The 13,061-nt window shown below is 39.0% G+C and carries 5 protein-coding genes; all 5 read left to right on the plus strand.

Going from position 1 to position 13,061, the window contains the following annotated elements; genetic code table 11:
* Positions 1 to 19 precede the first annotated feature (19 nt).
* The 5 genes from BLU80_RS07965 to BLU80_RS07985 all read left to right on the plus strand — a co-directional run bounded on the left by BLU80_RS07965 (position 20) and on the right by BLU80_RS07985 (position 13,059).
* A complete protein-coding gene (locus BLU80_RS07965; RefSeq protein ID WP_091396254.1) occupies positions 20 to 4,264 on the plus strand; it encodes a hybrid sensor histidine kinase/response regulator transcription factor in 4,245 nt (1,414 codons plus the stop codon).
* A gap of 470 nt (positions 4,265 to 4,734) precedes the next feature.
* Positions 4,735 to 7,851, plus strand: coding sequence for a SusC/RagA family TonB-linked outer membrane protein (locus BLU80_RS07970; protein WP_091396258.1), 3,117 nt, complete (start codon positions 4,735 to 4,737; stop codon positions 7,849 to 7,851).
* Between the two features lie 18 nt (positions 7,852 to 7,869).
* Positions 7,870 to 9,477, plus strand: coding sequence for a RagB/SusD family nutrient uptake outer membrane protein (locus tag BLU80_RS07975; RefSeq protein WP_091396262.1), 1,608 nt, complete (start codon positions 7,870 to 7,872; stop codon positions 9,475 to 9,477).
* A gap of 88 nt (positions 9,478 to 9,565) precedes the next feature.
* Complete coding sequence (locus BLU80_RS07980) at positions 9,566 to 11,065, plus strand: arabinan endo-1,5-alpha-L-arabinosidase (RefSeq protein ID WP_091396267.1); 1,500 nt, start codon at positions 9,566 to 9,568, stop codon at positions 11,063 to 11,065.
* A 32-nt stretch (positions 11,066 to 11,097) separates the two neighbouring features.
* A complete protein-coding gene (locus BLU80_RS07985) occupies positions 11,098 to 13,059 on the plus strand; it encodes an alpha-L-arabinofuranosidase C-terminal domain-containing protein (RefSeq protein WP_091396271.1) in 1,962 nt (653 codons plus the stop codon).
* Positions 13,060 to 13,061: the final 2 nt, after the last annotated feature.

The following is a 13,061-nucleotide window of genomic DNA, read 5'->3' on the forward strand; positions in this document are numbered from 1 at the left end:
TAGCAATTGAAATCACGTAATGGAACCTAAAAGAATCTATATATTATATTCGTTACTGCTCTTTTTCGTGATATTGAGCAGTGTTAGCCATGTATATGCACAGCCAAAGCCTTTAAAGGACGGGAATATCCAAAAGCAGGGAATTGGCGTGGATACTTTGTCTTTTGAGAATATTGGTGTAGAGGACGGACTTTCCAATAATGCTGTAACTTGTTTGATGCAGGATCACTATGGACTCATTTGGATGGGTACCTATGATGGCCTCAATCGTTATGATGGTGCTAATTTTGACGTATTCAGAAACAAACTCAGTGATAGTTTTTCTGTCATAAATAATCACATTACTGTATTAAAGGAAGGTAAATCCGGCATTATTTGGGTTGGGACTCAAATGGGTTTTGCTCAATTTGATTATGCGGATTTTAAGTTTCATACTGCTTATTATAGGCCATATGGAGAGAATAGCGCATTAAAAACCACAGCTAGAGTAAAGGATATATTGGCTGATAGCCTGGGTAATGTACTTGTCGCCACGGAAAATTACGGACTTTTATTTAAATCTTCCAGACAAAGGATTTTTAGTCAGGTGCTGCTCAATGGGAAATCAAGTTTAAATATAACTGCAATCAGTCCTTTTAGGAATAACAGTTATTTAGTGTATATAAAGGATCAAGGACTCTTCAGGTTTGATGGGGATAAATGTAGTTTAACCCCGATGGCAATTAATATGCCGGTTGCTACCAGATTACTTTATGAGCCGGAAGAAGGACAATTGCTCATTGGCTCAGAAGAAGGGTTATTTAAGTACGAATTGGCCACAAAAAAAATTAGCCTTTATTGTCAAGCATTATCAAGATCGAATATTACACATCTTTTAAGGGATAGGAAAGGTGTGTTATGGATATCAACTGACGGCAACGGGGTGGCGGTATTATCAAACGTAAATAATCCGGATAAAGACCTACAGTTTATTAAGGCTGGTCGGGAAAAGAATCAGTTAAAGAGTGCAGCGGTTTATGGTGTTTTTGAGGATCATAAAGAAAGAAAATGGATAGCTACTTTAAGAGGCGGTGTCAGTTTATTGAAAACCGGGAGTTCCGCGTTCAAAACATTCAGCAAAGATGATTTTAATCCTGCTTCATTAGTCAGTAATTTTATTCTTTCATTCTGCGAGGATAAAGCTCATAATGTCTGGATTGGTACGGATGGTGGCGGTATTAGTTATTGGAATCCGGTTACCAACCAGTTCAAAAATTATGTTCATAAACAAGATGATCCTGGTTCCATTAGTGGAAATTATATTGTCAGTATCATAAAAGATTATAAGAATGACATATGGATTGCCTCTTTCAATGGAGGTATTGATCGGTTAACACCAGGTAGCAATCAGTTTACACATTATGTCTGCTATAATCCTTATAAAAACAGTTACGCGAAGAATTTTTGGAAACTCTTTGAGGATAGTAGGCACCGTATATGGTTGGGCTCCACATTGGGTGATGTTTTATTTAAATTTAATTCGGAAAAAAATAAATTTGAAGTATTTGATACAACGTTGATCAATATTCATACGATGTATGAAGATACAAAAGGCAATATCTGGCTGGGGAATTATGATCAACTGATTAAATTGGATACACTTCATAATAATCATGAATATATACATGTAGGTTTTCCCGTCAGGTCTATTATTGAAGATGATCAAAATAGACTTTGGGTAGGTACAGAAGGCGGTGGGTTAATGTTGTATGATGCTAAAAATGAAAGTTTTAAAAGTTACACAATGGACGACGGCTTTTCAAGCAATTCCATTTTGAACCTACTCAAAGATAAAAAAGGAAGGATTTGGTGCAGCACCTATAACGGGCTGAGTGTGTTTGATCCGAAAAGTAAATCTATATACAATTACCATGATCATGATGGCTTGCAAAGCAATCAGTTTAGTTATAACGCGGCCCTTGCCTTGAGTAATGGAAATTTTTTATTTGGAGGAGTTGCCGGGTTTAATGAATTTACACCTGAAGAGGTTAATAAAGTAGCTCCTTCGGTCCGGGTATTGATTACCAGTTTTAAAGTCAACAATGTGCCTGTGGAACAAAGTGGTTTTTTGCCTAAGGGCAGTTCTGCTGTTGATTTTACTTCTATTACAACACCTTTTAATCAGGCAAGCTTTCAGATTCGCTTTGCGGCCTTAAATTATGATGCACCAACTAGTGTACAATATGGATATTATCTGGAAGGTTGGGATAAAGCCTGGACATATATTGGTAATAACCACAATATATCTTATTCCAGACTAAATGAAGGCGAATATATTTTGCATTTAGCAGTACTGCAGCCAGATGGAAAGCCACTTCTTTCGACAGAAAGAATTCTAGAAATTCGAGTCTTGCCACCGTGGTATCGTAGCTGGTGGGCCTATCTGATTTATTTACTGGCAGTTGTTGGTTTAATTTACGCCTATCAGAAGTATAGACAACGACGTACAAAACTTTTATATGAAATGAAGCTCACCCGCATGAACGCCAATGCGGAACGGGAATTGAATGAAAGAAAAATTGCCTTTTTTACTAATATTTCGCATGAGTTCAGAACGATGTTGACACTTATCATTAATCCTATAAAGGAGTTAATGGAACATGCGGATGAAACAGGACAGCCCGAAACGGTAAGAACTGCCTATAAAAATTCAAGAAGAATGCTGGGACTTATTGGCCAGTTATTGTTATTTAGAAAGGCAGATAGAGAAGAAACGCAACTCCATATTTCTAAACTGAATCTAGAGGAATTGTGTAGGGAAGTGTTTGATAGTTTTGCTTATCAGGCAAAAAGCCAGCAGATTGATTATCGATTTGAAGTAAAAGAGTTGTATCCTAATAAAGTTTATGAAGGTGATATAGCTAGCGGTCTTTTTGAGCGAGATGCCTTGGAAATTTATGGGGATCAGGAAAAAATAGAGATTTTATTATTTAATTTGATTTCCAATGCCTTTAAATATACGGCCCCCAAAGGACGAATTATTTTGAGCTTGGAAGAACGTGCAACAGATGTTTTAATAAAATTAGAGGACACTGGCAAGGGTATCGCAGCTCAGGAAAAGGAAAAGGTGTTTCAGAAATTCTACCAACGTCATGATAGTGGAGAAAGAGCCAAGCCAGGTTTTGGAATTGGTTTGTTTTTGGTAAAGGAGTTTGTTGGATTACATCATGGAACTGTCACTTTAGACAGTGTCGTTGAAAAGGGTACATCTTTTATTATAGGACTTCCTAAAGGAAAAGATCACTTTGCAGGAGAAATGATTCATGAATCTGTGGAACAAAGTAATGGCCTTGCAGAGGATATGCTGGATAAGGAAGCGTTGTTAGACTTTGAACAACAACAACAAGGCCCATCTTTATATGTTTCAAAGGAAAACAGTACTTCTTTTAAGGATAAAGACGAAAGCCAGGTAGAGCTTGTGTCTGATCGTCAAAGAATTCTGATTGCAGATGATAACAGAGAAATTAGGACCTTTGTTTCCAGTCTTTTCAAAGGCTATGAGGTAATGGTTGCTGAAGACGGAAACAGGGCCTGGGAATTGATTCGGGATAAAATACCTGATTTAGTCATTTTGGATCTTATAATGCCTGGAATGACAGGGGATAATATCTGTAAATCTTTAAAATCTGATGAAAAACTCAGTCATATTCCTGTTGTTATTCTTACTGCGGAGGAGTCTTCTGATATAAGGCTAAGATGTGTGGAAGCAGGGGCGGATGACTATATTACAAAGCCATTCGAGAAAGAATTACTGATGGCCAGAGTGGGCAATCTATTAAAAGCTAAAAATAGCCTTCAAAAATATTTTTACAACGAGATAACTCTTCAGGATAATCAAAATAAACTTACTTTAGAAGATAAAGTCTTTTTGGATGGTTGCATGCGCATTGTAGAAGAACACCTGGATGATGATCAGTTTAAGGTGCAGATTTTGGTGGATGAAATGTGCATGAGTCATTCAAGTTTATATAAAAAAATACACGCTTTGACGGGATATTCCGTCGCTGGCTATGTTCGATTTGTTCGCTTAAGAAAAGCAGCGGAGTTATTTGTAAATACCCAGAATAATGTAAATGAAGTCGCTTTTATTGTTGGCTTTAATGATGTGAAGTATTTTAGATCGCAATTTCAGAAACTGTTTAATATGACACCTTCTGCCTATATTAAGAAGTTTCGTAAGCCATTTGCCGGTATGTATACCAGAAAACGTTCGGCCGATACCTGATAACTTCAGGATAATATTTGCTTTAAGATATTTTTAGCTACATATTGCGCCTATGAATTTCTTTGCTTTTCAACAAGGGCAGCCTTTGTGTGCCTCTGAATCATCAGAGTTTTTTGTTGTGCAGAAACGGTGGATTGACTGCTTGTTTAAATCTTAAATATTATTAGTGTCTATTTTAAGAATCTAGCTTACTAAATTGGACTCATAGCATTATTTAAGAACTCTGTTTATGTTTAATTAACAATTATTCGATCATTTCTGTTAAGAATTATCAAATTGGCCCCTAAAATTAAACAAATGTCACCCATGATTAATAATTGTATAATTTACTTTTGCTAAAAGTGTAAAGATGACATGCAAAATTTTCATTTGTTTTTCGAATATTCTATAAGAGATTTTCTGCTATAAACCAATGTGTTAAGATTGTATGAACCTCTGAGCGATTGAATAATTTTTAAAAATCCCCTACTATGAACAAATTTGAAAAAAAATCTTTGTTTTCTGCCGGGAGATATGCCATAACAAGGCTATTACGGCAGTCTATTGTTGTTCTGATGCTTATGGTGGTCACAAATTATGCGGTGGCGCAAAGTGATCATTTGGTCCATGGTGTAGTTGTCGATGAACATAATTTGCCTGTTTCAAATGTCTCGGTACAGGCTAAAAATGCCAAAAATGGCACTATCACAAATGCGCAAGGTGAATTCAGGCTGGAAGCCTCATCTGAAGACAGCCTTGTGTTTTCTTTAATTGGTAATCAAAGTCAAACCCTATTAGTAGGTAATCGGTCCGAATTCAGGGTAGTGCTTATTAGTAATGAAGCTGCCTTATTAAATGATGTAGTTGTGGTGGGTTATGGAACCCAGAAGAAAAGCGATTTAACCGGATCTGTATCCATCGTGAATGTTGAGGACATGAAAAAGGTCTCCAATAGCAATATGAGTACGATGCTTGAAGGACGTGTCGCGGGGGTGAATGTGACTACAGATGGTGAGCCGGGCGCTGATCCTACGGTGAGGATACGTGGTATTGGTTCCTTCGGAGATGTTTCTCCTCTTTATGTCGTAGATGGTGTGCCGGTTGGGACTACTATCAGAGACTTTTCCCCAAATGATATCGAAAGTATGCAGGTTTTGAAGGATGCTTCTGCAGCTGCCATTTATGGTTCCCGGGCGGCTAACGGAGTGGTGATCATTACCACGAAGCATGGCCTGAAAAACACGAAGTTAAAAGTGAACTATGCGGGTTATGTTGGGATGGACAACGTGCCCAAGAAAATAAGTCTTTTAGGAACTTCCGATTATCAGAAAATCAATAATTTAAGTCGTGAAAATGCAGGCTTGCCACTATGGAGCGCCAATGATCCAACGTCGTCGGACTATATCTCCCCCGATTCATTAAATACAGATTGGCAAAACGCGACTTTTGTTACGGGTATGCGCCAGGACCATGCACTGGGTTTATCAGGTGGAGGCGAAAACTCTACTTATAATATATCCATGGATTACTATAACCAACAAGGTACTTTTACAGGTGTTGGTCCCAAATATAATCGGTATACGCTGCGTATGACTAATACGACCGAGCTGGGTATATTTAAATTTAATGTTTCCGGAGTTTATTCCCATTCTGATCAGAATACCCTGAATACCACCAATCAGGTGGGAAGCTTTTTTGGATCTGAACCACCCATGGTTTTACAGATACTGACCATGATTCCCACCATGCCCGTTTATGATGCATCTACAAGTTCCGGATATGGTAGTTATAATACGACCACGCAAGGTGAAATGTATTCTTTGAATATGGTTGGAATGAATAATATGCTTAAAAGAAGCACAATTGTCGACCGAATGCTATTAAGTGGTACAGGTGAAGTTGACTTTGGAAAGCTGTTTTTATTAAAGAATCAGGGACTTAAATATAAGCTCAATGTCTCCTGGGATAAAACCTATGCCAAAGACTTTAACTGGGTGCCTACTTTTGATTTTACTCCTTTTTATACCAATACGATTGCAAAATTGGATCAAGGCTACCGGAATTATACAACTGCTTTAATAGAGAACATTCTGACCTATACGGCTCAGTTTGGAAGGCATAATTTGGAGGTTACCGCGGGACAAACCTATCAGAATGATAATTACAATACGCTGACTGGTCATGGTGAAGGGTTTGCTGAACCTTACAAAATGGAGTTGTCCAATGCCGAAAGTACGACAAGCTCAAGTTATAGCAGCAGTCATTATATATCCTCTCTGTTAGGCAGGCTTAACTATAATTTTGATGAAAAGTATTTACTCTCTGCAACCATCAGACGGGATGGTTCTTCAAGATTCAGTGAAGCGAATAGATTTGGTTATTTTCCCTCAGTTTCAGTAGGTTGGAAAATTAACAAAGAAAAATTCTTTAGAGTTGATGAACATATCATTTCTGAATTAAAATTAAGAGCCAGTTATGGTGTTTTAGGTAATGAAAATATCGGCGAGTATGCCTACCTGCAGGCTGTCAATCGAAATTATGTATATAATTTCAATAATTCAGTGGTATTTGGTGGGAGTGAAGCTTCTGTAGTAGATGATAACCTCAAATGGGAAAGTAAGAAAATGACCAATATTGGTCTAGACATGAGCTTATTTGATCATCAGTTTGATTTTACGGCGGAATACTACAAATCAAGAAGTTCAGATTTGCTGGTAGGCGTGAATATTCCTTTATCAGTAGGCTCCCTGAATAGTGCGCCAACGGTTAATGCGGGTACTATGGATAATTCAGGACTTGAGTTTTCAGCAACATATCGGAATCATAAACATGAATTTAAGTACGATATTTCTGCTAACGCATCCACCGTGCATAATAAAGTTATTAGTTTAGGTAATAATGGACAACCAATTTATGGGGCCGGATCAAGAACACAGGAAGGCCAGGAAGTAGGCCGTCAGTTTGGATATGTGTATGAAGGTATTTTTCAGACAGCTGATGAAGTCAGTAGCGCTGCTTTTCAATCTGCCGGAACCGGAGTTGGAGATATTAAATTTAAAGACCTGAATGGTGACGGCACAATCGATGCTAGCGACAGAACTGATTTAGGGAGTTCCTTGCCACATCTTTCCTACGGATTAAGTTTTATGGCTTCTTACAAGAATTTAGATTTTTCGATTATGGCCAATGGAGTAGGAAAATTCCTGGTGGATGATGCCATTTATCGTTCTTTGATGCATTCAGATGGCGGCCTTAACTGGTCAACTGACATTCTGAATAGCTGGTCAACGGATAATACAAGTACTAATATTCCCAGAGTAGTCTACGTGGATGAGAACGGTAATGGTCGTGACTCCGACAGACCAGGATGGCTGCAAAACGGAGCTTATACCAAAATATCCACCATATCAATCGGATACACAGTGCCTACCAGGAAAATATTTTCCTCCTTCAGAGCATATGTAACCTGTCAGAATGTTTACACCTTCTCTGATTTAAAGGATTATAATCCTGATTTTTCTGGTGGGGTATGGAATCCGGGATATAATTATGCGTCTTATCCGACACCAAGAACTTTTATGATTGGAGTCAACTTTAATTTAAAATAACCTGCTAAAAGAAATATTATGAAACTTTTGAAATATATATCCGTAGCTGTAATGGCAGCTGTTCTATTCGGGTCTTGTGACAAAAAGTTAGATGTAACGGATCCCAATGCACAGACCTCGGCAGATTTTTGGAAATCGGAAAGTGATATTGCCGAAGGTGTTGTAGCGACCTATAATTTGTTATTGGTAGATGGTACTTTTACCAGAACCCTACCGGCCTTAGTAGATGTACGTGGTGATGATGTTAATTCTCAATCTCCCTGGACAATCTATCCGCTGACAGGTAATTTTACGGTACAGGCTGATTATGGAGGGGGATTGGATGTTGAATCCTGGATTTGGCGTGACTTCTATCAAATGATTGCCAAGGCCAATTTGGTTTTTTACAACGCGCCTAATGTGACTTTTTCAAGTGAAGATTATAAAAATAGGTTACTTGGCCAGGCTTATTATTTAAGGGCATTGGCCTATTATGAGTTAGCAGAGAATTATCAGGTCGTACCATTGGTACTTTCCAAGCCATTGGACCAAACAGAGTATTTCCCTTCTACAGCGTCTGAGGATTCAATTTGGTCGGCCATAGAATCTGATTTATTAAATGCGCAGTCCATGTTGCCTACTTCCTACGATAATGTTATAGGAGCAGATCAGGGTCAGAAAGGTCGTGCCACTTGGGGGGCAGCTACAGGCTTACTAGGTAAGGTTTATATGATAAGAGGTGAATATACAAAGGCGGCTGCTGAATTTAAGAAAATGATTGATTCTAATATTTATAAACTGGTATCTAATTATGGGGATAATTTCACCATGAGTAATGAGAATAACGCTGAGTCTGTTTTTGAAATTCAGTTTGGGGATTTTGGTGTTGATGCCAACTGGGTGGAACCTTCCACTTCTTCATGGACGCAAGGTTCAGCACTTGATTACCCTTATGGAATGACACAATTTGGCGCATGGGGAGATTTTCATCCAACGCAGTGGCTTTATTCTGAATTTAAAAAAGAACGTTGTAAAGATGGTAAACTAGATCCACGTCTTTACTGGACTTTGGTGACATATGAACAGGAATATGATACGGATGGCGATGGCAGGTCGAATACTATTTTTGGTACTCAACCTTATTCCACGAATGTTCTTGATAAATCCAATAGTTCAATTTACATAGCAAAGTATACTTATGCAAGAATACCGGGGCATACGATTGAGGGAGATGGTAAAGTTCCCGGATCAGGAATTAACTATCGGTTTATGCGTTATTCAGAAATTCTCCTAATGTATGCTGAAGCGTTAAATGAACTTAACGGGCCAACAGATGATGTATACAAATATATACAGATGGTTAGAGATAGAGCCGATTTACCCGATTTGGCCACAACCCAACCTAATATGACCCAGGATGAAATGCGTGATCAGATTGCGCATGAACGTGCATTGGAATTTGGCATTGAAGGAATTCGTTTCTTTGATATCATGCGTTGGAAATGGCTGTCAGATCCTACCAAGTTGTCAGCATTAAAAGCACATGATTCGGAATTTAATACCTATGTTTCCGGTCATGAATATTTACCTGTGCCACAAGGGGAACTTGATACTAATCCCAATCTGACTGGTAACTCAGCTAATTAACTTAAAAACCGGGATAAGCGACATCTTTTTAAGTTTAAACTGATGTCGCCTTATTCTGGTTTCAATTGATCCATAAAAGTGTTTATTTATGAAAAAGGTCCTCCTCTTTTTAACAACAACAATACTGATGTACGCTTGTTCCAAGGACGCTAGTGTGACAAAGACTACTCCTGTAACGACAGATACAACAACAAAAACGACGCCTACGACGGATGATAATGGTTTTGATATTAATACCATAGAAGATACTTATGCGGATGTTTCTTCCTTTAATTATTACACCAAATGGGGTTCCTATAATGTACATGACCCCTCTATCAAGAAATTTGGTGATTATTATTATTGTTATAGTACGGATGCCGCTTATGGAATTACCGTTCGACCCGGAATTCAGGTGCGTAAATCCAAAGATTTGGTTGAATGGGATTTCGTTGGTTGGGTATTTAACGGTTTGCCTACACTTGGATCCAACTATATTACCCAGAAGGGAGGAACGCCTAATGACGGAATCTGGGCGCCTTATGTAATGAAGGTGGGTGCTGAGTATAGACTTTATTATGCGTTATCTTCATCTACAGCCAGGTTAAGTGCAATTGGTCTTGCAACTGCCAGTTCACCCACTGGACCATGGACGGAAAAAGGTCTTGTGGTGACCTCGGCAAATGATGCATCCATTCAAACCAATGCAATCGACCCTACTGTCATTGCTACTAATTCAGGGGAATATTATATGTATTACGGTTCTGCCTGGGATGGGATTTATGTCCTAAAACTGGATCCTTCTACGGGGCTTGCCGCCAGTTCAGGAGATAAGGGAACTCGTATTGCCAATAGAGGTTTCACCAGTGGGGCATATAATGGAAATATTGAAGCCCCGGAGATTATCTATAATGCTGAGCTTAAAAAATATTATCTTTTTATTGCTTACGATTGGTTATCTACAAAATATAATACAAGAGTCTGCAGGGCGGATAATCCGACCGGACCTTTTTATGATTTTAATGGTGCCGATGCCAATACTAGTATTGATCACGGTCCGATGATCACAGCTCCCTATAAATTTACTGGACATGCAGGCTGGCAAGGTGTATCTCATGTTAGCGTCTTTGATGACGGTGCAGGGCAATATTTTATTGCCCATCAAGGCAGGCCAAGTGCCAATATCTATTTTATGGATTTACATGTAAGAAAATTATTTTGGACAGCAGAAGGCTGGCCTGTTGCCTCTCCTGAAAGATATGCCTGGGAAAGTAATGATGCTATTGCCAAAGACAGTCTGGTTGGAACATGGGATTATATTGTTTTAAATTACAAGGTGGTTCCTGGTTATGAAGCAGAACAAAGCTCCCCAGATCTACAGGTGGCAACTACGCTGAGCGTTAAAAGTGACGGAACTGTAAGTAATGGCACAAGGACCGGAACCTGGACATACAGCGCACCCACATTACAGATTAGCTGGAGTGATGGCCTGACAGATAAGGTAGATGTTCATAGAGGTCACGACTGGGAAAAGTCCGGTCGCCCGGCCACCTTCCTTTTTACAGGTTTGAATAATAATGGTACGGCTGTATGGGGAAAATTGTTATAATTTTATTGGACAATCATATTAAAGACTAGCGTATGTTGAAAAAATTGATGACGGTCACGATACTTAGTGCCGTATTTGGATGGGGCATAGCCCAGAACAAATTTGTAGTTGATGTGGCAAAGCCTATCTCCAAAATACAACCTACCATGTGGGGCGTTTTCTTTGAGGATATCAATTTTGGTGCTGATGGCGGCCTCTATGCCGAACTTATTAAAAACAGATCGTTTGAGTTCATCAAGCCATTGATGGGATGGGAAGTGCTTAATGGAAATAACGAAGATGTGCTTATTTTAAACAGAGTCAGAGAAAATCCTAAAAATCCAAGATTTGCACATATATCTATTAAACAAGGACAAAAGCCATTAGGGTTATCTAACGAAGGATTCCGGGCAATGGGGGTAAAACAGGGAGTAGGCTATAGTTTTTCCCTGCAAGCCAGAGTCAAATCTGGTCAAAAAGGTATGATTAGAGGTGAATTGGTTGGCGCTGATGGTAGTACCATCGGAAATGCCAGTCTTGAAATCGCTGGGACAGACTGGAAAACCTATAAAGTTGAGTTTAAATGTAGTAAAACGGACCCTAAGGCCCATTTTATCGTATGGTTTGAAAAAGAGGGTACTTATGATGTAGACATGATTTCATTATTTCCGCAGGATACCTGGAAGGGAAGACCCGGAGGACTCAGAAGGGATCTGGTACAACTTTTAGCGGATATGAAGCCCGGGTTTATTAGATTTCCTGGAGGATGCATTGTGGAGGGCCGTAATCTGGCCAATAGATACCAATGGAAAAATACAGTTGGACCGATTGATCAAAGACAAGTCATTATGAACCGTTGGAATACTGAATTCGCACATAAACCAACACCGGATTATTTTCAGTCCTTTGGTCTTGGGTTCTATGAATATTTTCAATTGGCCGAAGATATAGGAGCTGAGCCATTGCCTATTATCAATTGTGGAATGGCTTGCCAGTTTAACAGTGCAGAGACTGTTGATACCTCTGATTTGGGCACTTATGTTCAGGACGCACTTGATTTGATAGAATTTGCGAATGGTGAACTGAACACCAAATGGGGAAGACTAAGGGGAAAGATGGGGCATGCCGCACCTTTTCATCTAAAAATGATGGGAATTGGTAATGAGAATTGGGGCCCTCAGTATCTGACAAGGTTAAAAATATTTACGGACGCTATTCACGAAAAATATCCCCATATAAAATTTGTCAATAGCTCAGGTACAGATCCTAGTGGTGACCGGTTTGATTTTTTGAATACCAGACTTCGTGAAATGCATGCCGATATTATTGACGAGCATTATTATAGAAATCCCAGCTGGTTTTTGGCGAATGCCCGCAGGTATGATAATTATCCTCGTAATGGCAGTAAAGTATTCGCTGGTGAATATGCCGCTCAAAGCGATAAAATTGCGAGTCCAGATAATAAAAATAACTGGGAATGCGCCTTGTCAGAAGCGGCCTTTATGACTGGGCTTGAAAGAAATGCTGCGGTTGTTTCAATGGCCTCGTATGCACCCTTATTTGCCCATATTGATGCATGGCAATGGACACCTGATCTGATTTGGTTTGATAATCTGAAAGCATATGGTACTCCTAACTATTATGTGCAGAAGCTGTTCTCTATCAATAAAGGAACAGAAGTAGTACCTATTACCCTGAACAGTGATGTTGTGGCCGGACAGGACAGCCTTTATGCGACTGCTTGTGTAGATGAGCATACTAATGAATTGATTATTAAGTTTGTAAATGCTTCCGGTGTTGCAACACAAAATGAGTTTGATTTAAAAGGGGTTACAAGAGGTTCTGGCGTAGTTACCATCACTACACTTAAAAGTGACAATCTTAACCAATGTAATTCTCTGGAACATCCGGATGCAATTGCTCCTGTTAATCAGGATTTTAACCAAAATGGAAACAATCTGAAGTTGGAAGCCGCACCTTATTCGCTGACGGTTATCCGTATTGCACTAAAATAAAA

It is taken from the genome of Arachidicoccus rhizosphaerae (genome assembly GCF_900107765.1).
Lineage (GTDB): Bacteria > Bacteroidota > Bacteroidia > Chitinophagales > Chitinophagaceae > Arachidicoccus > Arachidicoccus rhizosphaerae.

What these genes read in the sequence shown, in the direction of transcription:
- BLU80_RS07970 (WP_091396258.1), top strand. Translation starts at nt 4,735, where the DNA reads ATGAACAAATTTGAAAAAAAATCTTTGTTTTCTGCCGGGAGATATGCC.
- BLU80_RS07965 (WP_091396254.1), top strand. Translation starts at nt 20, where the DNA reads ATGGAACCTAAAAGAATCTATATATTATATTCGTTACTGCTCTTTTTC.
- BLU80_RS07980 (WP_091396267.1), top strand. Translation starts at nt 9,566, where the DNA reads ATGAAAAAGGTCCTCCTCTTTTTAACAACAACAATACTGATGTACGCT.
- BLU80_RS07975 (WP_091396262.1), top strand. Translation starts at nt 7,870, where the DNA reads ATGAAACTTTTGAAATATATATCCGTAGCTGTAATGGCAGCTGTTCTA.
- BLU80_RS07985 (WP_091396271.1), top strand. Translation starts at nt 11,098, where the DNA reads ATGTTGAAAAAATTGATGACGGTCACGATACTTAGTGCCGTATTTGGA.